At 72.9% G+C, this 25,448-nt stretch carries 24 protein-coding genes; 7 read left to right on the forward strand and 17 right to left on the reverse strand.

Annotated features, from left to right (window positions below; genetic code table 11):
* Positions 1-478: 478 nt before the first annotated feature.
* On the reverse strand, positions 479-904 hold the full coding sequence (locus tag ACFOVU_RS22020; RefSeq protein ID WP_378536608.1) for a GNAT family N-acetyltransferase: 426 nt from the start codon (positions 902-904) through the stop codon (positions 479-481).
* 75 nt (positions 905-979) lie between these two features.
* Between ACFOVU_RS22020 and ACFOVU_RS22025 the strand changes: the two genes are divergently transcribed.
* From ACFOVU_RS22025 to ACFOVU_RS22045, 5 genes are all read left to right on the forward strand, one after another.
* Positions 980-1,840: an AraC family transcriptional regulator gene (locus ACFOVU_RS22025; RefSeq protein WP_378536610.1), complete on the forward strand. Its 861-nt coding sequence runs from the start codon at positions 980-982 to the stop codon at positions 1,838-1,840.
* Positions 1,841-1,849: 9 nt separating this feature from the next.
* Entirely contained in the window at positions 1,850-2,203 is a 354-nt protein-coding gene (locus ACFOVU_RS22030) for an Imm51 family immunity protein (RefSeq protein ID WP_378536611.1), read from the forward strand.
* Between the two features lie 118 nt (positions 2,204-2,321).
* Positions 2,322-3,020 (forward strand): AzlC family ABC transporter permease, encoded by a 699-nt coding sequence (locus tag ACFOVU_RS22035; RefSeq protein ID WP_378536784.1) that lies wholly within the window; start codon positions 2,322-2,324, stop codon positions 3,018-3,020.
* Between the two features lie 83 nt (positions 3,021-3,103).
* The gene (locus ACFOVU_RS22040) at positions 3,104-3,418 is read left to right on the forward strand and encodes an AzlD domain-containing protein (RefSeq protein ID WP_378536613.1); all 315 of its coding nucleotides are present in this window, start codon (positions 3,104-3,106) and stop codon (positions 3,416-3,418) included.
* Between the two features lie 71 nt (positions 3,419-3,489).
* Entirely contained in the window at positions 3,490-5,187 is a 1,698-nt protein-coding gene (locus ACFOVU_RS22045; protein ID WP_378536615.1) for a thiamine pyrophosphate-dependent enzyme, read from the forward strand.
* A 1-nt stretch (position 5,188) separates the two neighbouring features.
* Here the strand turns inward: ACFOVU_RS22045 and ACFOVU_RS22050 are convergent, their stop codons facing one another.
* Positions 5,189-6,091 (reverse strand): LysR family transcriptional regulator, encoded by a 903-nt coding sequence (locus ACFOVU_RS22050; protein WP_378536617.1) that lies wholly within the window; start codon positions 6,089-6,091, stop codon positions 5,189-5,191.
* A 73-nt stretch (positions 6,092-6,164) separates the two neighbouring features.
* Here ACFOVU_RS22050 and ACFOVU_RS22055 point away from each other — a divergent pair, with 73 nt between their 5' ends.
* Complete coding sequence (locus ACFOVU_RS22055) at positions 6,165-7,163, forward strand: DMT family transporter (protein ID WP_378536619.1); 999 nt, start codon at positions 6,165-6,167, stop codon at positions 7,161-7,163.
* Here ACFOVU_RS22055 and ACFOVU_RS22060 read toward each other — a convergent pair.
* From ACFOVU_RS22060 to ACFOVU_RS22075, 4 genes are all read right to left on the reverse strand, one after another.
* On the reverse strand, positions 7,115-8,023 hold the full coding sequence (locus ACFOVU_RS22060) for an RluA family pseudouridine synthase (protein ID WP_378536785.1): 909 nt from the start codon (positions 8,021-8,023) through the stop codon (positions 7,115-7,117). The genes ACFOVU_RS22055 and ACFOVU_RS22060 overlap by 49 nt on opposite strands.
* 17 nt (positions 8,024-8,040) lie before the next feature.
* Positions 8,041-8,694, reverse strand: coding sequence for a signal peptidase II (gene lspA / locus ACFOVU_RS22065; protein ID WP_378536621.1), 654 nt, complete (start codon positions 8,692-8,694; stop codon positions 8,041-8,043).
* Between the two features lie 35 nt (positions 8,695-8,729).
* A complete protein-coding gene (locus ACFOVU_RS22070) occupies positions 8,730-9,194 on the reverse strand; it encodes a TraR/DksA family transcriptional regulator (protein WP_378536623.1) in 465 nt (154 codons plus the stop codon).
* A 250-nt stretch (positions 9,195-9,444) separates the two neighbouring features.
* Positions 9,445-9,717 carry a hypothetical protein gene (locus ACFOVU_RS22075; protein WP_378536625.1) on the reverse strand — a complete coding sequence of 91 codons (273 nt, stop codon included), beginning with the start codon at positions 9,715-9,717 and terminating at the stop codon, positions 9,445-9,447.
* A gap of 374 nt (positions 9,718-10,091) precedes the next feature.
* Here ACFOVU_RS22075 and ileS point away from each other — a divergent pair, with 374 nt between their 5' ends.
* Complete coding sequence (gene ileS / locus ACFOVU_RS22080; protein ID WP_378536627.1) at positions 10,092-13,271, forward strand: isoleucine--tRNA ligase; 3,180 nt, start codon at positions 10,092-10,094, stop codon at positions 13,269-13,271.
* Between the two features lie 266 nt (positions 13,272-13,537).
* Here ileS and ACFOVU_RS22085 read toward each other — a convergent pair whose 3' ends face one another.
* The 11 genes from ACFOVU_RS22085 to ftsW form a co-directional block, all read right to left on the reverse strand.
* Positions 13,538-15,136 carry a hypothetical protein gene (locus tag ACFOVU_RS22085; protein ID WP_378536629.1) on the reverse strand — a complete coding sequence of 533 codons (1,599 nt, stop codon included), beginning with the start codon at positions 15,134-15,136 and terminating at the stop codon, positions 13,538-13,540.
* 88 nt (positions 15,137-15,224) lie between these two features.
* Positions 15,225-16,124, reverse strand: a complete 900-nt coding sequence (locus ACFOVU_RS22090; RefSeq protein ID WP_378536631.1) for a DivIVA domain-containing protein — start codon at positions 16,122-16,124, stop codon at positions 15,225-15,227.
* 130 nt (positions 16,125-16,254) lie between these two features.
* On the reverse strand, positions 16,255-16,551 hold the full coding sequence (locus ACFOVU_RS22095; RefSeq protein WP_378536632.1) for a YggT family protein: 297 nt from the start codon (positions 16,549-16,551) through the stop codon (positions 16,255-16,257).
* A gap of 39 nt (positions 16,552-16,590) precedes the next feature.
* Positions 16,591-17,115, reverse strand: a complete 525-nt coding sequence (locus ACFOVU_RS22100) for a cell division protein SepF (RefSeq protein WP_378536634.1) — start codon at positions 17,113-17,115, stop codon at positions 16,591-16,593.
* 114 nt (positions 17,116-17,229) lie between these two features.
* Complete coding sequence (locus tag ACFOVU_RS22105) at positions 17,230-18,018, reverse strand: YggS family pyridoxal phosphate-dependent enzyme (protein ID WP_378536636.1); 789 nt, start codon at positions 18,016-18,018, stop codon at positions 17,230-17,232.
* A 2-nt stretch (positions 18,019-18,020) separates the two neighbouring features.
* Complete coding sequence (pgeF, locus tag ACFOVU_RS22110; RefSeq protein ID WP_378536638.1) at positions 18,021-18,743, reverse strand: peptidoglycan editing factor PgeF; 723 nt, start codon at positions 18,741-18,743, stop codon at positions 18,021-18,023.
* Between the two features lie 119 nt (positions 18,744-18,862).
* The gene (ftsZ, locus tag ACFOVU_RS22115; RefSeq protein WP_378536639.1) at positions 18,863-20,248 is read right to left on the reverse strand and encodes a cell division protein FtsZ; all 1,386 of its coding nucleotides are present in this window, start codon (positions 20,246-20,248) and stop codon (positions 18,863-18,865) included.
* A 401-nt stretch (positions 20,249-20,649) separates the two neighbouring features.
* Positions 20,650-21,405 (reverse strand): cell division protein FtsQ/DivIB, encoded by a 756-nt coding sequence (locus tag ACFOVU_RS22120; protein ID WP_378536641.1) that lies wholly within the window; start codon positions 21,403-21,405, stop codon positions 20,650-20,652.
* A 55-nt stretch (positions 21,406-21,460) separates the two neighbouring features.
* Positions 21,461-22,897: a UDP-N-acetylmuramate--L-alanine ligase gene (gene murC, locus ACFOVU_RS22125; RefSeq protein WP_378536643.1), complete on the reverse strand. Its 1,437-nt coding sequence runs from the start codon at positions 22,895-22,897 to the stop codon at positions 21,461-21,463.
* Positions 22,894-24,045 (reverse strand): undecaprenyldiphospho-muramoylpentapeptide beta-N-acetylglucosaminyltransferase, encoded by a 1,152-nt coding sequence (gene murG / locus ACFOVU_RS22130; protein ID WP_378536645.1) that lies wholly within the window; start codon positions 24,043-24,045, stop codon positions 22,894-22,896. Before murG ends, murC begins: the two co-directional genes overlap by 4 nt.
* Positions 24,042-25,412: a putative lipid II flippase FtsW gene (ftsW, locus tag ACFOVU_RS22135; protein WP_378536646.1), complete on the reverse strand. Its 1,371-nt coding sequence runs from the start codon at positions 25,410-25,412 to the stop codon at positions 24,042-24,044. Before ftsW ends, murG begins: the two co-directional genes overlap by 4 nt.
* Between the last annotated feature and the right edge of the window lie 36 nt (positions 25,413-25,448).

Raw genomic sequence — 25,448 nt, forward strand, 5'->3', positions numbered from 1 at the left:
GGCCGCCAGCTCCGCGGGGATCTCCGTCTCGTCGATAACGGTGAACCCGAAGTCTCTGGGATCGGGGAACCGGGTTGCCGGCTGGGTGTCGACCGTCATGGCTTCCTTCGGCGTCGTGCTGGGGCTCGGCCGGGCGGGGGCGCGGCCGGGGATGGCGGCGGGCGGCACCCTCGGTGCCGAGGGCCGGCGGGAGGGGGATTTCCCACCGGAAGAGAACATTACTCGCTAGTAGCAAACGGCCGTGACCCGGGCCGTCCGCGGGACGGAGGGCGTGCCGGGAAACCCGGCCGTCGCCCCGTGCAACCCCGGCGTTCCCGGCGCTATTTCGTGATGCTCGCCACCGCCGAAAGCGACGGCGCCCGCCACGGTGCGGCACCATGACCACGGCCCGGCGGAACCCGCGCAGCGCGGCACAGCGACCCGTGTGCGTGCCCTGCGGCGCGCGGACGACCCCTGCACGGACTCTGCTGCGACGCGGTCAGAGATCCTTGCGCATGTGGAGGTGCGGGATCCCGGCGTCGAGGAACTCGTCCCCGTAGGCCTGGTAGCCGAGCTTCTCATAAAATGCGAGGGCATGGGTCTGGGCGTGCAATTCCATGGCCTTCAGGCCCCGGACGCGGGCCCGTTCCTCGATCGCCCGCACCAGCGCGGCCCCGGACCCGGTCCCCCGCGCCTGCGGGAGCACCGCCAGCCGCCCCAGCACCCCCGTCCCGTCGCGCGCCACCAGCCGGCCGGTACCCACGGCCACCCCGTCGAGCCGCGCCAGAAGGTGGTCGGCGTCCAGGTCGTGGGCGTCCCACTCCTCCTCGATCGGCACCTGCTGCTCGGCGACGAACACGGCACCCCGGATGACGAAGACGGCCGCACGGTCCTGCGGGTTCTCGGCGACGGCGATGGTCAGCATGCGCCGAAGCGTAGTGCACCTCGCGGAGGGCTCCGCGCACCACCCGCCCCTCCGCAATGCGCCTAAGCTGGGGACATGACCGATTCGCCCGTTGACCGGGCGCGCTATTGGCGGCACCCGGGGCTGCCCGATGTCGAGTTGCTCAAGGCCAGGTTCGTCCGGCACGCCTTCTCCCGGCACACGCACGACACCTACGCATTCGCACTGGTCGAAACCGGTGTGGAGGAGTACTCCTACCGGGGAGCGCTACGCCGGGCCTTCGCGGGCTCGGTGGCGGTGGTCGAGCCCAACGAGGTGCATACCGGCCAGGCCGGAACCCCGTCCGGGTGGCGCTACCGTGTGCTCTACCCCGGCATCGGAGCCGTGACCGACGCGGCGGCCGACCTGGGCCTGCCCGCTCCCCCCGCATTCCCCGACGACGCGTTCCACGCACCGGAGGCCGCACGCCGGCTGCGCGCCGCGCACATGGCCGCGGAGCGGGGCGACCGGCTGAGCGCGTCCTCGCTCACCCGCGAAGCACTGGTGCACATCATGCGGCGGCACGCCCGCCCCGTGCGCCGCGCCCGCGCGCAGGTGGCCCCGGCGCCCTCTCAGGCGGCGGCCGACGCGCGCGACCTCCTGCACGGCAGTCTCGTGGACCCCCCGCGGCTCGACGACCTCGCCGCCGCTGTCGGCTGCACGCCCTTCGCGCTGCTGCGCGCCTTCCGCTCCGCCTACGGGCTGCCGCCGCACGCCTACCTCAACCAGGTGCGGGTGCACCGCGCCCGCCGGCTGCTCCTGGACGGGGTGGCGCCCGCGCAGGTCGCGGCGGCCGTCGGCTTCGCCGACCAGTCCCACCTGAGCCGGCATTTCAAGCGCTCCACCGGTGTCCCGCCCGGCGCATTCCAGAAAGGCGTTGCGCCCATCGAGCCGCGCGGGACCGCCTCCAGCCGATAGGTTGCACGGATGGACGATCTCGCGACGTACCCCCCGTTCGTCTTCGAGTCCACCGGCCACGCGCCCGGCTACGCCCTCCGGCTCCACGACGGCCACATGGCCGCGGCCGACGCCGTCTTCGCCGCGGCGGGCTGGTCCTCCGGCGGCCACGGCTGGGAGGGTGTCGCCCGGTTCCTCCTGGACTCCGGTGCCACCACCGGAGGCGGCCCCGTCTCCTTCGACAGTGAAGCGGGCATGTTCGCCTGCTACTCGGCCGACCCGGTCGCGCTCGACCGGCTGGCGGCGCTACTCCAGACCCTCCACCGCGACCACGCCGCCCTGGCCCGGCTCCTCGCCCAGGCGAACGACGCCCGCACCGGCTGAGCCGCGGAGCGGGGCGTGCGCATTCCCGGCGAAGCGCGCAAGAACGTTCAATACGCGCACGCCGGACCGCCGTAGCGTCCGAGGGGTGACCACCTCCCTTCCGTCCCTGTCTCCGCCGGTGCGCGATGCCCTCGGCATCGGGCTGGCGGTCGGCGTCTCCGGCGTCGCCTTCGGCACCGCCGCCGTCGCCGCCGGCCTCACTGTGGCCCAGGCGTGCGCGCTGAGCCTGCTCGCGTTCACCGGCGCATCCCAGTTCGCCCTGGTCGGGGTCGTCGCCGGCGGCGGCAACCTGGTCGCCGGAGCGGTCGGCGCGCTGCTGCTCGGCGGCCGCAACACCCTGTACGGCCTGCGCATGGCCGACGTCCTGGGCTGGCGGGGCGCGCGCCGCGTGATCGCCGCCCACGGGGTCATCGACGAGACGACCGCCGTCGCCCTCGCCCAGCGGAGCCCCGCCGACGCCCGCACGGCGTTCACCGCCACGTTCGCCTCGCTGTACGTCTTCTGGAACGTGACGACCCTTGCGGGTGCGCTGGCCACCGAGCGGATCGGCGATCCCGCGGTGTTCGGGCTCGACGCGGTCGGGCCGGCGATCTTCCTGGCGCTGCTGTGGCCGCGGCTGCGCGAGGGGGGCCGCGAACGCCTCGTCGCCGCGCTGGGCGCCGCCCTGGCGCTGCTGGCCGCGCCGTTCCTGCCCCCGGGCGTTCCGGTGCTCGTGGCGGCGGTCGCCGCACTGGCGGGCGCAGGCTCCGCCGGATCCGGCGCGGGCGCAGCGGACGCCGCGGACGCTCCGGATGCCGGGGACACGACGCGGCCGTGACCGCCTCCCGGGCGTGATCCGGCCCGCCCGTTGTCCGCCCGTGCCCCTTCCTCCATCCCCCACTGCGCGCAAGGAGTTCTCAGATGATGGTGTGGGTCGCGATCCTCGTGACCGCTGCCGGCTGCTACCTGCTCAAGTTCGCCGGGCTGGCCGCCCCGCGCCGGCTGCTGGACCACCCGCTGGTCCGCAGGTTCGCCATGACGGTGCCGGTGGCCCTGCTCGCGGCGCTGATCGCCGTGCAGGCGGCGGCGCCCGACGGCCCCGTCTCCCTGGACGCGGCCCGGCTGAGCGGGGTGGGCGCGGCGGTGGTCGCCCTGCTGCTGCGGGCCCCCTTCCTGGTGGTGGTCGTCGTGGCCGCGGGAACGACCGCCGCGCTGCGGGCGATGGGCGCGGGCTGATCGCGGGTAGGCAGACCTCGTGGGCCACCGCGGATGCGGTGGCGTCCCCTGGAACCCGTGGAAGGAACCCGATGAGCCCTGCCCCCCTGCGCCCAGCGGCCGAGCACGTGGTCGACGTCCTGGCCGGCGCGCACATCCGCCGCTGCTACACCGTGCCGGGCGAGAGCTTCCTGGAACTGACCGACGCCATCGAGCGACGCAGCGGCATGCGGCTCGTCTCCACCCGGCACGAGAACGGCGCCGGGTTCATGGCCGAGGCCGAGGCCAAGCTCACCGGGACCCCGGCCGTGGCGGCGGCGACCCGCGGCCCGGGGGCGGCCAACCTGGCCGTGGGCGTGCACACGGCCATGCAGGACTCCACGCCGATGATCGTCTTCCTCGGCCAGTGCGAGACCACCCGGCTGGGGCGCGAGGCGTTCCAGGAGGTCGACCTCACCGCCTTCTACTCCCCCATCACCAAGTGGGCCACCACGGTCACCCGCGCCGACCGGCTCGCCGAGACCACCGCGCAGGCCGTCCGGGTGGCCACCACCGGCCGCCCCGGCCCGGTGGCGATCGCCGTGCCGGGCGACCTGTTCGGCGAGCCCGTGCCCGCGCCCGAGGCGCTGCCCGGCACGGTCCCGGCCCGGCCGCCGCTGGGCGAGGACGAGCGCGACCGGCTCGCCAACTGGCTGGCCCGCGCCGAGCGCCCGGTGATCATCGCCGGCGGCGGGGCGCGGTGGGCCCGCGAGGAGCTGATCGCCGTCGCCGAGCGCTTCCACACCGGGGTCTACGCGTCCTGGCGCCGCCAAGACGTCTTCCCCAACGACCACCCCCTCTACCTCGGCCACCTCGGCCTGGGGTGCCCGCCCGAGATCCTGGGGCCGCTGCAAGAGTCCGACGCCGTGCTGGTGGTGGGGTCGCGGCTGAGCGAGACCACCACGCAGGGCTACCGGTTCCCCGCCCCGGCGACCCACGGCCCGGGCTCCCACGTCGCCCAGATCGACATCGACCCCGGCCAGATCGGCAAGATCGCCGGCGTGTGGCTGGGCGCGGTCGCCGATGCGCGCCGGGCGCTGGACGCGCTGGCGCACGCCCCGGTCACCACCCTCTACCGCGACTTCGACGGCGCCCACCGGGCGTGGCTGGCGACCACCACCCCGCCCGAGGGCGTCGCAGACCACCGCGGCCCCGGCCTGCACCCGTGGGCGGTCGTGCAGGCCATGCGCCGGGTCCTGCCCGCCGAATCGGTGATCACCAACGACGCGGGCAACTTCGCCTCGTTCCTGCACCGCGGGTGGCGGTTCGGCCATCCGCGCACCCAGCTCGCGCCGACCAGCGGCGCCATGGGCTACGCCGTTCCTGCGGCGGTGGCCGCCAAGCTGGTCGAGCCGCACCGCACGGTCGTGGCGGTGGTCGGCGACGGCGGGGTGCTGATGACGGGCCAGGAGCTGGAGACGGCGGTGCGGCTGGGCGCCCCGGTCATCGTGCTCGTCTTCCAGAACGGGCTGTACGGAACGATCGCGATGCACCAGGCGCGCGAGCTCGGCCGCCTGTCGGGGACCGAAATCGGCGGCCCTCTGGACCTCGCCGCCTACGCGCGGGGGCTCGGCGCCCGCGGCGCGACCGCCAGCACCCCAGAGGAGCTGGAGAAGGCGCTCACCGAGGCCCTGGGCGCCGATGCCCCCACCCTGATCGACGCCCGCACCGACCCGGATGTCATCAGCCCCGGGGCGACGCTGTCGGGGCTGATCGCGGCGCACGAGGAGAGCGGGCGCGCCGCCGGCTGAGCTAGTGCATCCGGGCGGCGGCGTCGCGCAGGGCGCGGACCGCCGCCCGGATGGCGGGGCGGCGGGCGGCGTCGGCGCGCCAGATCACATAGACCTGGCGGACCAGGGCGGGCTGGACCCGCACCAGGCGGACGCCGTCGGGCACGGGGCCGCGGCCCAGCCGCGGCATGACGGCCACCCCGAGCCCGGCGGCGATCATCGCCAGCTTGGTCTGGTGTTCCCCCGCGGCGTGGGCGATGTCGGGTTCGACCCCGCGCGCCCGCAGCATGCCGTGGAGCCAGTTGTCGCAGATGGACCCGCCGATCCAGCTGATCCAGGGCTCCTTGGCGACGTCGTCGAGGTCGATGATGCCGCGGTGGGCGAGTGGGTGGTTCACGGGCAGGGCGATGTCGGCGGTGTCCTCCATCAGCGGAGCCCGCTGCATGCCCTTGGGCATCGGGATGACCCCCTCGATCCAGTCGACGACGATGGCCATATCGGAGTCGCCGCGGGCGACGGCCGTGACGCTCTCGTCGGGCTCCTGCTCGATGAGCTTGACCCGCAGACCGGGGTGGGCCTCGCGCAGCGCCACGAGCGCCGGCGGCGCCAGGTCGCGCGCAGCGGTGGCGATGGCGGACAGCCGCAACTGGCCCAGGACGGCGTCGCGATGCGCCTCCAGGTCGGCTTCGGCCTGGTGGACGAGGGAGAGGATGTGCCCGGTGTGCTCCACCAGGAGTTCGGCGGCCTCGGTGAGGCGCACCCCGCGCCCGTTGCGCTGCACCAGCGCCTGGCCGACCTCGCGTTCGAGCTTGCTCAGCTGCTGGGAGACGGCGGAGTTGGTGACCTGGAGGGCGGCCGCGGCCCCTGACAGCGATCCGTTGACGGCGATGGCGTGCAGGACGCGCATCCGGTCGACACTCAACATGTAAGAGATACTAAGTGAACGATTAAGGAGAATGAAGTAGACCTTTCGGTCTTTCACCCGATAAGAACATCCCATGACCGCCTCATCCGCCGCCGCCTCACCCGTGCCACCCGCGCACCGCGGCACCGCGCTGCTCACCGCCTGGCAGCCCAAGTTCCTGCTCCTCGCGCTGGTGTGGGGGCTGAGCTTCATCTTCATCTCCGTCGCCACGACGGAACTCGCCCCGCTCCAGATCACCCTGGGGCGCATGGCGACCGGCCTGGCGCCGCTGGCCGTGGTCCTGCTGCTGCGCCGGGGGCGGCTGCCGCGCTCGCCGCGCATCTGGCTGCACCTGTCGGTGGCCGCGCTGCTGCTCAACGTGGTCCCGTTCTCGCTCTTCGGCTACGCCGGATCGATGATCCCCTCGGCGCTGTCGGGGATCTGCAATGCGGCGACCCCGCTGTTCGCCCTGGGGTTCTCACTGCTGCTGCTCTCCGACGAGCGCCCGTCGCGCGGGCGGCTGATCGGCCTGGCCACGGGGTTCGCGGGCGTGCTGGTGGTGTTCGGGGTCTGGCAGGGCTTCGCGGGCGCCGCCACCACCGGCATGCTCATGGCCGTGGGCGCCACCGTCTGCTACGGGATCGGGACGCCCTACGTCCGCCGCTACCTGACCGGGACCGGCCACACCACCCTGGAGATGGCCACCGCCCAGCTGCTCGCCGGGACCGTGCAGCTGCTGGTCATCACCCCGTTGTTCACCGACCTGCCCGCCCACCTGTCGCCCCGGGTGCTGCTGGCCGTCACCGCGCTGGGCGCCCTGGGCACCGGGCTGGCCTACGTGCTGCAATACGCGGTGATCACCCAGGCGGGGGCCACGGTGGCCTCGACCGTGACCTACGTGATCCCCGTGGTCGCCATCGCCGCCGGCGTGCTGGTGATGGGCGACTCACTGGCGTGGAACCACCCCGTGGGCGCGGCGATCATCATCGTGGGCGCCGCACTGTCGCACGGCGCGCTGCGATGGCCGCCGGCCCGCGGGCGAGGTCAGTCCTCGCGCAGCAGCTCCAGCGCTGCGGCGAGGTCGTCGGGGTAGCCGCTCTCGAACTCCACCGGGCGCCCCTCGGTGGGGTGCTCGAAGCCCAGGCGCACCGCGTGCAGCCACTGGCGGCGGATACCGAGCCGCTCGGCGAGCGTGGGGTCGGCGCCGTAGAGATGGTCGCCGACACAGGGGTGGCGCAGGGCCGCCATGTGCACCCGGATCTGGTGGGTGCGGCCGGTCTCCAGCTTGATCTCCAGCAGGCTGGCCGCCCGGAACGCCTCGACGGTGTCGTAGTGGGTGACCGAGGGCCGCCCGCCCGCCACGACCGCGAACCGGCCGTCGCCCGAGGGGTGGCGGTCGATCGGGGCGTCGACGGTGCCGCGCAGGGGGTCGGGGTGGCCCTGGACGAGCGTGTGGTACCGCTTGTCGACCGTGCGCTCCTTGAAGGCGCGCTTGAGGAAGGTGTAGGCGGGCTCGCTCTTGGCCAGCACCATGAGCCCGGTCGTGTTGGCGTCGAGCCGGTGCACGATGCCCTGCCGCTCGGCCGCGCCGCTGGTGCTCAGCCGCACGCCCGAGGCGAGCAGGCCTTCGAGCACCGACGGCCCGGTCCAGCCCACGGTGGGGTGGGCGACCACGCCGACCGGCTTGTCGACCACGATGATGTCGGTGTCCTCGAACACCACCCGCAGCCCCGGCACCGGTTCGGGCCGGGCCACCGGGGCGCTCGGCGGCGGGGGCAGGGTGACGTCCAGCCACGCTCCGGCCTGCACGCGGTCGGACTTGGCGGCGGTGCCGCCGTCGACCATGACGCCGCCGGCGGTGATCAGCTCGGCGGCGCGGGTGCGGGAGAGCCCGAACATCCGCGCGATGGCGGCGTCGAGGCGGTCGCCTTCGAGGCCGTCGGGAACGGGCATGCTGCGGCGGTCCCCGGTCACGGGCGCTCCTCGTTGCCGGTGGACCCGGTGGACTCCGTGGTGCCGGTGTCGCCGCCCGCGGGGCGGGCCGGCCCCTCCTCCGCGGCCGCGCCGGCTTCGCCGGAGTCCGCCGCCTGCGCCTCGGTCTCCCCGGCCTCCCCGGCGGTGTCCGACTCACGCGTGCCGTCGATGTTGACGCCCCGGAACGCGAGGAACACCGCCAGCACGCCGCCGACGACGATGCAGGAGTCGGCCAGGTTGAACACCGGCCAGTTCGGCAGCTGGATCCAGTCGACGACCGCGCCGTGGAAGGCCGCCGGAGGCCGCGTGACCCGGTCGATCAGGTTGCCCGCGGCGCCGCCGAGAATCAGGCCCAGTGCCACCGCCCACGCCGGGCTGCGCAGCCGGCGGGCGATGACCAGGATGTAGACCACCACGCAGGAGGCGATCAGGAAGAACACCCATGGCACATCGGATCCGATGGAGAAGGCGGCGCCGGTGTTGAAGACGAGGGTGAACTGGAGCAGTTCGCCCACGACCGGCACGCTCACCCCCGGCGTGAACCGGGCCAGCGCGATCTCCTTGGTGGCGTAGTCGGCCACGAGGGCGACCACCGCCACGATCAGTAGCAGAACGAACCGCCACGGCTTGGTCGTGGCGGGCTCGCTCACCGTCTGGTGTCCGTCCCCGGAGGGCTCTACGTCAGTCAGCGACGCTCCTCGCGCTGTTTGCACTGCACACACAGTGTGGCCCGCGGGAACGCCTGCACGCGCGCCTTGCCGATCGCCTGGCCGCACGATTCACAGACGCCGTAGGTGCCCGCGTCCATCCGCTTGATCGCCCGCTCGCTCTGGGCGAGCAGGTCACGAGTATTGTAGGCCAGCGCGAGGTCGTGCTCGCGCTGATAGGCCTTCGCTCCCGAGTCCGTGGGGTCGTCCCCCGCGCCCTCCACGGAGTCCGACAGGCGCTCGGCCAGCTCCGATTCGGCCATGGCGATCTCCGCGCGCAACCTGCCGACCTGCTCCTCCAGCCCGGCGCGGACCTCGGCCAGCTCGGCCTCGCTCCAGGGGTCCTCCCCCTTGCGCACCGGCAGGTCGGCGGCCTTGACGCCCTGGACCGCCGTCTTCCCCCGGGCGCCGCCCCCCGTCGCCGCCGCGGTCGTGGATGCCATACGACTCCTCCCCCCGGGCCGCCCCGTGGCGGCCCCCTAAGCCCCGTATGACGTGCGGGAACACCCGGACAAGGGGTGGTCGATCCGCACAATGGGGGGAAGCCTAAACGGCCGGTGAGGGCGAATCAACCAACCACGGCGCAACACACCCACGCGGGCTGTTTTCCCATATGTGTCCCGCTCCCGGAAGGGGACCGGAAACCCGCCGGGAACGCCCCACAGGCCGCGGGGCGGCGGCCGCCGGGCGCCGTCACTCCGAGACCGCGAACCCGCCGTAGTCCTCCGCCAGCAGCGACAGGTGCGGCCCATCGAAGGCCGCCGGCCCGCCATGGGGCCCGGTGCGCACGACGATCACCCAGTCGGCGTCCTCGGCGTCGTCCTCGCCCGCGAGCATGTCGCGGTGGACCGTGCACGGCTCATAGCCCTGGTCGGTCAGCTGCTCGGCGAGTTCCTCGGCGTCGTCGCGGTCCGGCAGCGTCACCAGGACGGTGCCCTCGGGCCCCGTCGCCTCCGTCGTCGTCATGCCCGCCCTCCGGTCGTAGTCGGCTCCGGCAGGCAAGTATGCCCCGGCCCCGCACCCCCGGCGGAAAAGGCCGGGCGCCGCCCCCGGGGTGGGCTATCCTCGAAAGCAGCAAGGCGTGGATGGGGACGAGTACCGCCGGACACAGCCCAGAGCGACCCGGGGACGGTGGGAGCCCGGGGGCATGACCGTCGGGAAGATCACCCCGGAGCCGCCGGAGGAAAGGCAGCCGCGCACCGCGCGGGCCGAGTAGAACCGGCCGCGGCAGCAACGAAGTGGGGCGCGCGCACAGCGGCGCCCAAGGAGGGTGGTACCGCGGGGCCCACGGCCTCGTCCCTCCGTCAGGTGGACGCACTCCTGATGGAAAGGTACCTCCGTTGGCCACGCCCGACCCCTCCCCCGCCCGGCCCTTCCCGGCGCTGCCCGCACAGATCGACCTGCCCGCCGTCGAACGCGACGTCCTCGCCCGCTGGAGCGAGCAGAAGGTCTTCGAACGCTCCCTGGAGCAGACCCAGGGCGGCCCCAACTGGGTGTTCTACGAGGGCCCGCCCACCGCCAACGGCCAGCCCGGCGTGCACCACGTCGAGGCCCGCGTCTTCAAGGACGTCTTCCCGCGCTTCAAGACCATGAAGGGCTTCCACGTCGACCGCAAGGCGGGGTGGGACTGCCACGGCCTGCCGGTGGAGGTCGCGGTCGAGAAGGAGCTCGGGCTCACCGGCAAGAAGGACATCGAGGAGTTCGGCGTCGCCGAGTTCAACGCCCGCTGCCGCGAGTCCGTGCTGCGCAACGTCGACTCCTTCACGGAGCTGACCCGGCGCATGGGCTACTGGGTCGACATGGACTCCGCCTACCGCACGATGGACCCGCAGTACGTGGAGTCGGTGTGGTGGGCGCTCAAGGTGATCTGGGACAAGGGCCTGCTGGTCCGCGACTACCGGATCAGCCCCTACTGCCCCCGGTGCGGCACCACCCTGTCCGACCACGAGCTCGCCCAGGGCTACGAGACCGTGGTCGACCCCTCGGTCTACGTGCGCTTCCCCATCACCTCCGGGCCGCTGGCCACGCCCGAGACGCCCACTTCGCTGCTGGTGTGGACCACCACGCCCTGGACGCTGGTCTCCAACACAGCGGTGGCCGCGCACCCCGACGTCGCCTACGTGGTCGCCACCGACGGCACCGAGCGGCTCCTCCTCGCCGAGCCCCTGGTCGCCCAGGTCCTCGGCGACGGGTGGGAGCTGACCGGCGAGCGCTTCGAGGGCGCCGAGATGGAGCGCTGGACCTACCAGCGCCCCTTCGACATGCTCGGCTTCGACGACCCCGCGCACTACGTCATCCTCGCCACCTACGTCACCGTCGAGGACGGCACCGGGCTGGTCCACACCTCGCCCGCCTTCGGCGCCGACGACATGGCCGCGGCCCGCCCCTACGGCCTGCCGGTGCTCAACCCCGTGCGCGCCGACGGCACCTTCGAGGCCGACCTCGGGCTGGTGGGCGGGGAGTTCTTCAAGACCGCCGACGCCACCCTGGTGGCCGACCTCGACGAGCGGGGCCTGCTGTTCCGGCACACCCCCTACGAGCACAGCTACCCGCACTGCTGGCGCTGCCACACCCCGCTGATGTACTACGCGCTGCCGTCCTGGTACATCCGCACCACCGCCATCAAGGACGAGCTGCTGGCGCAGAACGCCGGCACGAACTGGTTCCCCGAGAACGTCAAGGAGGGGCGCTACGGGGAATGGCTGCGCAACAACATCGACTGGGCCCTCTCCCGCAGCCGGTACTGGGGGACCCCGCTGCCGGTGTGGCACTGCGCCGATGACCACTTCACCGTGGTCGGCTCACTCGCCGAACTCGGCGGGCTCGCGGGCAGCGACCTCAGCGCCCTGGACCCGCACCGGCCCTACGTCGACGACGTGGTGTTCGACTGCCCCGAGTGCGGCGGCGAGGCCCGCCGGGTCCCCGAGGTCATCGACGCCTGGTTCGACTCGGGGTCCATGCCTTTCGCCCAGTGGGGCGCCCCGCACCACAACGAGCAGACGTTCCGGGCCAGCTTCCCCGCCCAGTACATCTGCGAGGCCATCGACCAGACCCGCGGCTGGTTCTACTCGCTGATGGCGGTCAGCACGCTGGTGTTCGGCCGGTCCTCCTACGAGAACGTGGTCTGCCTGGGCCACATCCTCGCCGAGGACGGCCGCAAGATGAGCAAGCACCTGGGCAACATCCTGGAGCCCATGGCGGTCATGGACCGCCACGGCGCCGACGCGCTGCGCTGGTTCATGGCGGCCAGCGGCTCGCCGTGGGCGCCGCGCCGGGTGGGCCACGCGGCGCTGGAGGAGATCGTCCGCAAGGTCCTGCTGACCTACTACAACACCGTCTCCTTCTTCACCCGCTACGCCAACTCCCGCGACACCTGGGACCACTCGCTCCTGGCGCAGGCGCCGGCCCCCGCGGAGCGGCCGCTGATGGACCGGTGGCTGCTGTCGGAGCTGAACCGCGTGGTCAAGGGGGTGGACGAGGCGCTGGAGCGGTTCGACACCACCGGGGCGGGGCGGCTGCTCACGGCGTTCGTCGACGACCTCTCCAACTGGTACGTGCGGCGGTCGCGGCGCCGGTTCTGGGCCGGGCCGGGAACGGCCGCGGGGGCGGCCGCGTTCGCCACGCTGTTCGAGGCGCTGGAGACACTGACCAAGGTGATGGCCCCGCTGGTGCCGTTCCTGACCGACCACGTGTGGGCGGCGCTGCGCCGCCCCGACGCGCCGGAGTCGGTGCACCTGACGCCGTGGCCCGAGGTGCGCGAGGAGCTGATCGACACCGGGCTGTCGGAGCAGATGGCGCTCACCCGCCGCCTGGTCGAGCTGGGCCGGGCCGCGCGGGTCGACTCGGCCGTGCGCACCCGCCAGCCGCTGGGCCGCGTCCTGGTGGGCGCGGCGGGCTTCGACGCGCTGCCCGAGCAGCTGCGCGCGCAGATCACCGAGGAGCTGAACGTGCTCCAGCTCGACCCGCTCTCGGCGGTCGGCGGCGACCTGGTGGACTACACGGTCAAGCCCAACTTCCGCGCGCTCGGCAAGCGCTTCGCCAAGCGCACGCCGCTGGTGGCCAAGGCCGTCCAGGCGGCCGACCCGGCGGAGCTGGTCGCGCAGGTGCGCTCGACCGGGTGGGCCAACGTGCAGGTCGAGGGCGAGCCGGTCGAGATCAGCGCCGACGAGGTGCTCGTCACCGAGCAGCCGCGCGAGGGCTGGACGGTGGCCTCCGACGCCGGGGAGACCGTCGCGCTGGACCTGGAGGTCACACCCGAGCTCCAGCGGGCCGGGCTGGCCCGCGAGGCGATCCGCCTGGTCCAGGACGCGCGCAAGTCCAGCGGCCTGGACATCTCCGACCGGATCGACCTGTGGTGGACGGCCACCGACCCCGTCTCCGCCCAGGCCCTGACCGAACACGCCCGCTCCATCGCAGGCGAGGTCCTGGCCGAGGGCTTCACCGAGGGCCGCCCCGAGGGCGAGGCCTACAGCGTGACCTCGGAGGAGTTCGGCGTCACGGTCTGGCTCCGCAAGGTCTGACCCGGTAGCCCACTGCATCCTCCCGGAGGCCGTGGGCCCGGTTGAGCCGGCCCTGGGGCGGACACGTGGTGTCCGCCCCAGGGCCGTTCATGTCTGCGGGTGTCCCGTGCCTGCGTGCCGGCGCTCCATGGGTCGGCGGATGCATAGGGGATACCGGTGGTCGCCGGTGGGCTTTCCCGTTCATGTGCCGCGCCGGTCCCGCGAAGATGCGCGACCCGGGCAGGCGACGACCGGAGGCTCAGAGGCCGGTGAGCCGCGGGCGGGTATCAGTCGTCGGCCGGCTTGGGGCGGGTGAGGACCGCGGTGGAATCCGGGTCGGAATCGGCGTCGCCGGGTCGGGCCGTGTCGACCGGGGCCGCGTCGGACACGGCCTGCGCGGTGCCGGTCCCGTCCGCGGGGGCCGCTTCCGTGTCCGAGGGGGTTTCCGCGGGCTGGGATTGGCCCGCGTCCTCCACGGGATCCGGGTCCGAAGCCGACTCGTCATCGGGGGCGGCCTGCGCCGGCGCATCGCCGGAGGATCGGACGAACGCGTCCGTGGTGTCGAGGTCGACGTCCTCGGCTCCCGCCGCCGTGGCCGGGGTGGCGGAGCCGGCCTCGGGCGCTTCGACGTCGTCGACGGACGGCGCGATATCGGCGCGGGTTTCGGCGTCGTCCACCAGAGCGGAGGCGGAGTCCGCGGCGGGAGTGGGAGCCGCGTCCGGGGTGTCGTCGTCCGGGACAACGGCCTGCGGCTCGACGTCGGAGGGGCCGTTGGCGGCTTCCACGGCGTCGGCCCCGTCCTCGGGGACGACGTCGACGGCTTCCGGGGCCGCGACGGTGTCGTCGGCCTGAGCGGGATCGGTGGCGGCCGCCGCGTCCTCGGTGGTGTCCTGCTGCTCGGCGGCCGCCCGGGGGTCGTCCCCGGCCGGGGCCGTCGCGCTGTTCTGGAGCCGGGAGACGAAGGCACCGAAGGACGTGGTCTCGTCGGCTGCCGCGTGGTCGTCGTCGGCGAAGACGGCATTCGGGGTGTCGCCGGGGACCGCGGACGCGTCGGCGCCCTCTTCTTCCTCTTCGTCGGTGCGGCCGGAATCGGCCGTGGCCCCGGCTGGCGGAGCGAGATCAACGGGATCGGTCGCGCCGTCCGCCGAATCGCTCGTGCCGGACCGGTCCGCTGCGTCGCCCGGATCGGTGGGGTCGGGCTCCGCGCCGGGCGTTTCGGCCGCAGAGGCGGTGCCGACCGCCTCCATGGCGGACGCGTGCTCGACGGCCGGGGCGGCTGCGGAAGACGGCGCGGGGACGTCCGGAGAGTCCGCAGAGTCGGGGGCCGCGGAGTCGGGGGCCGCGGAGTCGGGGGGGTCCGGTGATGTGTGGTTCAGCGGGGACCCGGGGGCGCCGAACACCGACAAGCGCGCGCCTGGATCGTGTTCGGCGTCCGGGTCCCGCGTGGCCGGCGGGCCGGCGGGTGCCGGGCCGGTGGGGCCGCGGTTCTCCGCGTGGTCGTGCGGGGTGGGCCGCGGGATGCCCCACGGCGGTGCGCCCGATTGGACCGACGCCCGCGCCGGCTCGCCGGCCGGCGCGGGTGCGTATGTCGGGCGGTCCTCGAACCCGGTGGCCGGCCCTGCGGCCGCGGTCATCGCGGCCGGGACGGACGCCTTCCCCAAACCGTCCGTCCGGGACGCCGGCACCGGAGTGGCCGCACGTTCCTGTGTCCGAACCTGCCCGATACCCAGCTCCGACCGGCTTCTGACCAGTTCGACCGCGAACGTGACGGCCCCGAGGCCGCCCAGGACGAGGGCGATGTAGACCAGGGTGGTCTCGGCGAGCACCACGGCCACCGCGATGACGACCAGGGCCGCCACGAGGATGACCAGGCTGAGGATGAACACGGGAAGTGAGAGCCTTTACTCAAGGGTTCTGCTGTTCATCTGCGCGGAGCCTATCCGCGCAGTTGTTCAGTTGTGGTCGCCGTACGGGTCAGCGGCGCTCGTGCGGAGCATCGGGGTGGTAGCCGCCGTGCTGGACCGGTTCGGGCTGCGCGAACGGGTTGCCGGTGGGCGCACCGCCGACAGGGCCGCCGTGCTGGAGTGACGGGGTCCCGCCGGTGGGGGCCATCGTCTGGAAGCCGCCCGTGGTGGCAGGGCCGGGTGCACCCGGCTCGTTGGCGCCCTCGGCGAGCTCGCGGAGCTGGCGCTCGAAGTAGTCCTTGAGCCGGCTGCGGTACTCGCGCTCGAAGTCCTTGAGCTCGCTGACCTTGTGCTCCAGTTCCTCGCGCTGCTGCACGAGGGAGCCCATGACCTGGCGGTGGCGCTCCTGGGCGTCGCGGTCGAGGTTCTCGGAACGGGCGCGGGCCTCGTTCACGATCTGCTCGGCCTGGCGGCGGGCCTTGCCGAGGATGTCGTCGGCCTCGTGGCGCGCGCGCCCGAGGGTTTCGTCGGCTTCCCGGCGGGCGTCGGAGATGGCCTGGTCGGCGGTCTGCTGGGCGAGGGCGAGGACCCGCGCGGCGGTGTCCATGTTCTCCTCGGAACCCGGCAGGCCCATGCTCTGGGCCATGGCCGGCATGGGGGGCTGCTCGACGACCGGCTGGACCGGCTGCGGGATGGGCTCGGGCCGCACCGGCTCGGGCTGCGGGGGGGGTTCCGGAGCGAGCTGTTCCGGCGGCGGAGCCTGCTGGAAGTCCTGCATGCCGGCGTTGGGGACCTTGCCCCGCAGGCACTCGGCGAGCTTGCCCCGCAGCTCCTCGTTCTCCTGGATCAAGCGGTCGAGCTCGGACTCGACTTCGTCGAGGAACGCATCAACCTCTTCCTCGTCGTACCCCGGCCGTAGCCGGGTCGTACTGAACTGCTTATTCCGCACATCCGCGGGTGTCAGCGGCATGTTCGTCTCCTTGGCGCGCTTGGACTCTGTCCGTAGGGACGCTACCTGATCGTGACCTTACGGCAATCCAGATCATGACCAAGACCACATATCGGAACCAGAGGCTATCTTTTCCGACATCTGTGACCTTCTAGACGACCGGGATCGAGTTTCTCACGATCGAGCTGAGGATCACCACGACGAGGAAGAGGACGGTGAAGCTCAGGTCCAGCGCCACACTCCCCAAACGTACGGGCCTGATGAACCGACGCAGGAACCTCAACGGGGGGTCGGTGATCGTATAGGTCGTCTCTGCCAGTACCAGGACGAACCCGCTCGGTCGCCACGATCTCGCGAACGACTGCACGAGTTCGAAGACGAGCCGTCCGATCAGCACCAGCAGAAAGATCTGTAGTGCGTACCAGACGATGGTCAAGACGATACTCACGGTCGTTCCCCGACCCAATCTCTGGACATCAGTGATGCTCTAACTCTGATTGAAGAACCCTCGCTCAGCGATACGTGCCTTGTCTTCAGCGGTCACCTCAACATTAGCCGGGGAGAGCAGGAAGACCTTGTTCGTGACCCGCTCGATGTCACCGTGCAGGCCGAAGATCAACCCCGCCGCGAAGTCGACCAGACGCTTGGCGTCACTGTCGACCATCTCGGTGAGGTTCATGATCACCGGTATCCCTTCCCGGAAATGCTCTCCGATAGTACGCGCTTCGTTGTACGTGCGCGGATGGAGTGTCGTGATTCGAGCGAGGTCCGCGGTGGCCGGTCTGGCATGGGGGGTGGCGCGCCGCTCGCCGGCGGAGGCGGCGTGGCCGTCCGCATCCGTCATGGAGTCGGCTCGGGGGTCGCCCTGGGAGTCGGTGTCCCGGTCACGCCGGTCCTCGGCGCCTTCATCGAAGTCGTCGAAGTCATCATATTCGTCCGCATAGCGGTGATCGTAGCGGTCGTCCTCCACGAGGCCGAGGTAGACCGCCATCTTGCGCATCGCGCCGGCCATCTCTTGTCCTCCGTCGTCCCTGTGGTGCGGCACCGCAGATGACTATTCCGTGTTCGCCCAGGTCCGCCGGTCGGGCGAACTCGACAGATGGGCGCCAAGGTCCATGTGGGGACATTACCCCACGATCGGGCCACGATCATCGAGCAACGCCGTGCCCACCCGCAGGTGTGTCGCACCCTGGGCGATCGCCGCTTCGAGGTCGGCGCTCATGCCCGCCGACACCGTCCTGGCCTGAGGGTAGCGACCCCGGACACGCTCGGCGACCTCATAAAGCCGCGCGAACGCCGATCCGGGATCGCCCTCACGCGGCGCGACCGCCATGACACCGCCCAGGACCAGCCCGTCCTCGGCCGCGATCGTGTCGGCGATCCCGAGGACGTCGCGCGTGTCGGCACCACCCCGGGGACCCAAAACCCCAGGTGAGGAGCTTGGATCCAGGTTGACCTGCACGAGGCAGGTGAGCCGCCGCCCCTCCGCTCGCACGCGCCGGCCCAGCTCGTGGACGAGCCGCGGCCGGTCCACGGAGTGCACGACGTCGGCGTAGCGCGCCGCCGATTTGGCCTTGTTCGTCTGAAGCTGGCCGATGAAGTGCCATCTCAGGTCGAGATCGGCGGACTCCGCGGCCTTGGGCGCGGCCTCCTGGTCGCGGTTCTCGCCGATGTCGCGCACGCCGAGTTCCGCGAGGATGCGCACGTCGGAGGCGGGGAAGGTCTTGGTGACGGCGATGAGGGTCACATCGCCGGCGGGGCGGCCGGCGGCGGCGCAGGCGCGCGCCACGCGGTCGCGCACCGATTCGAGGTTCGCCGCGATGCGCGCGGCGCGCCCCTCGGGGACACCTTCCGGGCCCGTCGCGCCCTGCCGCCCGCCCGGCGGCGTGGCCCCGGCACGGCCGTCGTCCGCCATGGTCAGGACCGCCAGACGTAGCCGGCGAACCGCCCGGTCCGGGCGTCGCGCCGATGGGAGAAAAGGTCGCGCGTCTCCAGGGTGCAGCGCTCGTCGGCGGATATGTGGCCTACTCCGGCCGACCGCAATTGGGCGGTCACCGCGGCGCGCATGTCGATGCCCGCGGTCCCGGCGCGGGTGCGGCTGGCGCCCTCGGGGGTCGAGCGGGCGACCTCCTCCTGCATCTCCGGGGGCACTTCGTAGCAGTGGCCGCAGATGGAGGGGCCCAGCGCCACGCTGATCCGGTCGCGCCGCGCCCCCTGGGCGACCATGGCGTCCACCAGCACCCCCGCCACCCCGGCGGCGGTGCCCTTGCGCCCGGAGTGGGCGGCGCCGATCACCCCGGTGCCGGGGTCGGCGGCGAGGATGGGCAGGCAGTCGGCGGCGAGGGTGGCCAGTACGAGGTCGGACCGGGCGGTCACCACCGCGTCGACCCGGCCGACCACGCCCGGCCGCTCGGCGACGGCGGCGTCGGCGCTGTGCACCTGGTCCATCCACACGACGCGCTCGTGGTCGAAGCCCAGCTGGCCGGCGGCGATCACGCGGTTGCGGCGCACCGCATCGGGGTCATCGGGGACCCCCATGCCGAGGTTGAGGGTGTCGTAGGGGGCGGCGCTGACCCCGCCGTCGTAGCGCCGGGTGAAACCGGCGGACACGCCCGGCCCCAGCTCGATCACGGCACTCATGTTCTGGGCTGTTCCTCCTGGGACCGATGGTGCGGGTCTGGGCAAAAGCGTACCGGCGGCGGGATGTCCCGCCGCCGGTAGGACCGTGCGATCTGCCGTTGTCCGCGCTCTCGGCGCGATCATTTCAGGAAGTCGGGTACGTCCAGGTCGTCGGGGTCGTCGAAGATCACCCGGCGCCGGGGCGTGGGGATCTCGCCGGCGCGGGGGAACGAGCCCTCCGTGCCGGTGCGGCGGACCTGGGTGTAGCCGCTGTCGTTGACCGCGTGGATGCCGCGCGCGGGCCGCTCCTCCTCGACGTCGTCGGCGGGCTCCTCCGGCTCGGGCTCGGAGATGTCCTCCACCGGCGCGGGCGCGGGCGCAGGGGCGGGCGCCGGCTCGGCCGGGGCCGCGGCCTCGGACCAGGCCGGGGGCTCCTCGCGGACGGGCTCGGGGGCCTTGACCGGTTCCGGCCGCGGCGGTGCCGGGGGCGCCGGAGGCCGCGCGGCCGGAGCGGGGTCTCGCCGCGGGGTCTCGGGGGTCGCGGTCGCCGCGGCGCGCGGCGGGGTCAGCGCCTCGCTGCGCGGCTCGTCGAACCCGGCGGCGATCACGGTCACGCGCACTTCGTCGCCGAGGGCGTCGTCGATCACCGCGCCGAAGATGATGTTGGCGTCGGGCGCGGCGGAGTTGGCCACGAGCTGGGCGGCCTCGTTGATCTCGAACAGGCCGAGGTCGGAGCCGCCCTGGATGGACAGGAGCACGCCGTGGGCGCCGTCGATGCTGGCCTCCAGCAGCGGCGAGGATATCGCCATCTCGGCGGCGGCGACGGCGCGGTCGTCGCCGCGCGCGGAGCCGATGCCCATGAGCGCCGATCCGGCCCCCGACATCACCGACTTCACGTCGGCGAAGTCGAGGTTGATCAGGCCGGGCGTGGTGATCAGGTCGGTGATGCCCTGGACACCGGAGAGCAGCACCTGGTCGGCGGCTTTGAACGCGTCCAAGACGCTCACCTGGCGATCGGAGATGGACAGCAGCCGGTCGTTGGGGATCACGATGAGGGTGTCGACCTCGTCGCGCAGCATCGCGATGCCGGACTCGGCCTGCGTGGCGCGCCGCTTGCCCTCGAACCCGAACGGGCGGGTGACCACGCCTATGGTCAGCGCGCCCAGCGAGCGTGCGATGTTGGCGACGACGGGTGCGCCGCCGGTGCCGGTGCCGCCCCCTTCGCCGGCGGTGACGAAGACCATGTCGGCCCCCTTGAGGACCTCCTCGATCTCCTCGCGGTGGTCCTCGGCGGCCTTGCACCCCACATCGGGGTTGGCGCCCGCGCCGAGTCCGCGGGTGAGTTCGCGGCCGACGTCCAGCTTGACGTCGGCATCGCTCATGAGCAGCGCCTGAGCGTCGGTGTTGATGGCGATGAACTCGACGCCTTTGAGTCCCTCTTCGATCATCCGATTGACGGCGTTGACACCGCCGCCGCCGATACCGACGACTTTGATGACCGCGAGGTAATTCTGCGGTGCTGCCACGACGAGGGGCCTTTCCGCTCGCATCCTGCCTGCCGTGCCGCCGGCCCTGCGCGGGCGGGCGGCCTCAGCCGCTCCCCCCGTGGGCGGACCGACCGGCTGGCTGTCCGGTTCTACTGTCTTTGCTGGGATCCGTGGGACCGGCCGGGGGCCGATCGGGGGTCCCATCAGGGTGCGGGGCGCGGCCGCCCGCATTCCGGGTGCTCCGCCCCAAGCGCCCTAACGCTTCGAGTCCATACTTATGTCAACCAAAGGTAGTGCTTCTCGACAGTAAGCCGCGGCCTGCCGACGGGCAACTAACCACGTGTTCAGCCTAACGGCGTGTCGGGTGATGAGGCGATGTGCGCCCTCGGCGCGTCGCGCCGGGAATGTCCGGGGCGCCGTTTCGCCCCGGCGGGCGCCGGCTAGCGGACGACCGCCATCTCCGGCGCGCTCACGTCGTACTCGCGCCCCTCGCCCGGCGGGTGCTCCGCCATGAGGATCCGCAGGATGTCCCGCTTCTGCCCGGCGCGCTCGGCGTCGCCCCACACGATCGCGGCCCCGTCGCGCAGGTCGAGGGTGATCCGGGCGGGGTCGTCGGCCCGTATCTCGTCGACCTCGGAGAGGATCTCCTCGGGCAGGACGTCGGTGATCTCGGCCGCCGCGGCGATGGCCGCATTGCCTTCGACCTCGCCTTTGACGCTGATCAGCGGGTACTCCTCGGGGCGGGTGTCGGAATCGGTGATGCGGACGCCGTCGTGGTCGACCAGGCGGTAGCCGTCGCCCACGCGCACGCTCAGGCGCGGGGTACGCTCGGTGACGGCGACGCGCAGCGTGGCCGGCCAGCCCCGGGTCACTTCGGCGTGCTCGACCAGCCGCAGGCCGCGCACGTCGGCGGCGGCGCGGTCGGTGTCGACGCGGGCGAGCGGGGTCCCGGTGGGGACCGCGACCGCGTCGACGATGTCGGATTCGGCGAGCCGGTCGGCGCCGGTGACCTCGACCTCGCGCACCACAAGCAGCCGCGACCCCAGCAGCACCCAGGTGACGACGGCGAGCAGGGCGACGATGAGCAGGATGACGAACGCGGCCTTCCAGGGGTCCGAGCGCCGCCGCACGGCCGCACCGGTTTCGGGGTGCGTGCCCGCGGGCGGCGCGGCGGTGTCGTCCTCGGTGGTGCCCAACGTGCGTTCCGTCCCCTGTTCCTGCCGCGTCCCGCAGTCGCCGCCGCCGGTCGCGCTAGGGGACGGCGGTCCCCAGCGCCTCGACGATGCGCGGGCCGAGTTCGGTGACGTCGCCCGCGCCCATGGTGAGCACGATGTCGCCCGGCGCCGCCAGCCGCGCCGCCAGTTCGACGGCGGATTCGCGGTCCGGTGGAGCGTGCACCCGGTCGTGGCGGACGGCGCCGGTGATGAGCTCGGAGGACACCCCGGGCTCGGGGTCCTCGCGGGCCCCGTAGACGGGGAGCACCACGGCTTCGTCGGCCAGGGTCAGCGCCTCGGCGAACTCCGCGGCGAAGATCCGGGTGCGACTGTACAGGTGGGGCTGGAAGACGGCCACGACCCGGCCAGGCGCGGCGCCGGCGGTGTCGCCCTCGCGGGTGTCGAGGGCGGCGCGGGCGGCGTGCAGGTCGGCGGCGATCTCGGTGGGGTGGTGGGCGTAGCTGTCGTAGACGGCGACGCCGCCGGCCTCCCCCTTGGGTTCGAAGCGGCGCGCGGCGCCGGTGAAGGACACGAGCCCCTCGACCGCGAGCGCGGGGTCGTGGCCGAGTTCGCCGGCGGCGGCCACGGCGGCGGCGGCGTTGAGCACGTTGTGCCGCCCGGGGACGGCGAGGACGCACTCCAGCGGGTCGCCGCCCGCGGTGGTGAGGGTGAAGGCGGTGGTGAAGCCGCGCGCGCGGATTCCGCTGACGCGGTAGTCGGCGTCGGCCGCCTCGCCGTAGGTGCGCACGCACAGGCCGCGCGCGCGGGCGGTGTCGGCGACCCGGCGGGCGCCGGGGTCGTCGATGCCGGCGATCAGGGCGCTGCCGATGCGGTCGACGAAGGCGGCGAAGTTGGCGTGGATCTCGTCCAGGCCGCCGTAGTTGTCGAGGTGGTCGGCCTCGACGTTGGTGACCACGGCGACGGCGGGCGAGAGCATCAGGAAGGAGCCGTCGCTCTCGTCGGCCTCGACCACCATGGTCGCGCCGGTGCCGGCATCGGCGCCCAGGCCCGTGGTGACGAGCTTGCCGCCGATGACGTAGCCGGGGTCGGCGCCGACGTGCTGGAGCACGACGGTGAGCATCGAGGTGGTGGTGGTCTTGCCGTGGGTGCCGGCGACGGCCACGCCGTGCCGGTCCAGCAGGAGCGCGCCCAGGGCGGCGGCCCGGGGCAGGATGCGCAGCCCGCGCTGGCGGGCCTCGACGAGTTCGGGGTTGTCGTCGCGCACGGCCGAGGAGACGACGAGGGTGTCGGCGGGGCCGACGTTGGCGGCGGCGTGGCCGATGTGCACGTCGGCGCCGAGCTGGGCGAGTTCGCGCAGCAGCGGGCCGTCCTTGGCGTCGCTGCCGGAGACCTCGGTGCCGCGCTGGAGCAGGATGCGGGCGATGCCGGACATGCCCACCCCGCCCATGCCGACGAAGTGCACCCGGCCGAGCTTGCCCACGGGCACCGGCTCGGCCTGTTCGACCAGGCTCATCGCAGGTCCCTGCCGTCGTCGGCGTAGTCATCGTCGTCGCCGAACGGCACGTCCTCGGTGGGGCGGTCGCCGCGGGCGATGGCGATGACCTCGCGTGCCAGCTCCATGTCGGCGTCGCGCCGGCCCAGGCGGCCCGCCGCCTCGGACATGGCCACGACCCGGTCGGTGTCGGTGAGCAGCGGGATGAGCTGGTGGCTGATCCACTGCGGGGTGAGGTCGGAGTTGCTGACCATCAGGCCGCCGCCGGCCTCGACGATGGGCTCGGCGTTGAGCCGCTGCTCGCCGTTGCCGTGGGGCAGGGGGACGAAGGCGCCCGGCAGGCCGACCGCGGTCAGCTCCGCGCAGGTCATGGCGCCGGAGCGGCACATGGCGACGTCGGCGGCGGCGTAGGCGAGGTCCATGCGGTCGACGTAGGGCACCACGACGTAGGGCACGCCGTCGCGGGTGCGGTCCTCGGGGCCTTCGGCGTTCTTGGGGCCGACGACGTGCAGGACCTGCACGCCCGCGTAGCGGAACTGCTCGGCGGAGTCGTAGGCGGCCTGGTTGACGACCTGGGCGCCCTGGGAGCCGCCGAAGATCAGCAGCGTGGGCAGCTCGGGGCGCAGCCCGAAGTGGGCGCGCGCCTTGTCGCCGATGGCCAGCCGGTCCAGGGTCGAGATCTGCTCGCGCAGCGGGATGCCGACGTAGCGGCCGTTGCGGATCTCGGTGTGGGGGTGGCCGGTGTAGACGTGCGGGGTGAGCCGCGCGCCGAGCCGATTGGCCAGGCCGGGCAGCGGGTTGGCCTCGTGCACGACGATGGGGATGCGGCGCCGGCGCGCGGCGAGGTATCCGGGGGTGGCCACGTAGCCGCCGAAGCCGACCAGGACGTCGGCCTCGATGCGGTCGAGGTGGTCGCCGGCGGCGCTGATGGCGTTGGCGAGCTTCCCGGGGACGGTCAGGAGCTGGGGGGTGAGCTTGCGGGGCAGGGGGACGGCCGGGATCTCGCCCAGCTCGTAGCCGCGCATGGGGACCAGGCGGGTCTCCAGCCCCCGCTCGGTGCCCAGACACACGATCTGGGTCGTGGGGTCGATGCGCCTGAGCGCATCGGCCAGGGAGAGCGCGGGCTCGATATGCCCGGCCGTGCCACCTCCGGCGAGGGCTACCCTCATCGTCGCCGATTCCTCCTCGCTTGGACCGGGGTCGGTCGCGAACCGTTCTTCGCCTGCGCCGTGCTCCCGGGCCGCTTGGCCTCGCCGGTGTCCGTGCTGTCCAGGCCAAGCCAGCTTAGAGCTTTTTGCACCCGGTTCGGACCGCGCGCGGCGAGGGCCTTGCGGGCGTCGGGCTCGTTCTTGGCCAAGGCGAGCAGGATGCCCAGCCCGACCATGGTCGGGATCAGCGACGATCCGCCCGCCGACACCAGGGGCAGCGGGATACCGGTGATCGGCAGGACGCCGATGACCGTGCCGATGTTGACCAGCGCCTGGACGACGATCCAGGCGGTGACCGACGTGGCGGCCAGCCGGACGAAGGGGTCCCGTGCCCGTGCAGCGACGCGCAGCCCAGCGTAGCCCAGCACGCCGAAGAGGCCGACGACCAGGAGGGTGCCGATGAGGCCGAGTTCCTCGCCGATGATCGCGAAGATGAAGTCGCTCTCGGGGTGGGGCAGGAAGCCCCACTTCTCGCGGCTGCCGCCGATGCCCACGCCGAACACCCCGCCGGTGCCCAGCGCGTAGAGCCCGTGCAGGAGCTGGAAGCCCGACCCGTTGGGGTCGGCCTCGGGGTTGAGGAAGGAGGTGATCCGCGCCATGCGGAACGGCTCCACCGTGATCATGATGGCCGCCAGGGAGACGACCAGGCCGATCATCCCGAGGAAGAGCTTGCCGGGGGCGCCCACCACCCACAGCAGCGCCAGGAACGTCACCAGCAGGACGAAGGTGGTGCCCAGGTCGGTGCCGAGCAGGACGAGCACGACGAGCGTGCCGCAGCCGGGCAGCAGCGGGATCAGCAGCTGGCGCCACTCGACGAGCTGCTTGAGCTCCTCGCGGCGGGCGAGCACGTTGGCGCCCCACAGCGCGAACGCGATCTTGGCGGGCTCCGACGCCTGGATGGTCAGCCCGCCGATCTCCAGCCAGCGCACCGCCCCGTAGTACTCCACCCCGCGGAACACGGTGATGAGCAGCAACGCGACCGAGACGAGCATGGCGGGGTAGCCGACCATGCGCAGCGCCTTGAGCGGCATGTGGGAGGCGATCACCATCAGGGGCAGCCCCACCGCCGCGGCGGCGATCTGCTTCTGGAACAGCGAGAACGCCGACCCGGTCTCGGTGTAGGAGTCGACCATGGACGACGACAGCACCATGGTCAGGCCCAGGGCGATGAGCAGGGAGCTGCTGCCGAAGATCAGGTAGTAGGAGGTCAGGGGCCGGTTGAGCGCGAGGGGAAGCTCACGCAGCCGCGTGCGGGTTCGGTCCCGCCCGCCGGCGTCCCGTCGGCCACCTGCACGGGTGGCCGAGGGAATCGATGTCGACACCGCCATTGCCCGCCTCCGCACACGCCCCGCTTACCCCAGCGT

It is taken from the genome of Nocardiopsis sediminis (assembly GCF_042650565.1).
In the GTDB taxonomy this organism is placed as follows: Bacteria; Actinomycetota; Actinomycetes; order Streptosporangiales; family Streptosporangiaceae; genus Nocardiopsis_B; species Nocardiopsis_B sediminis.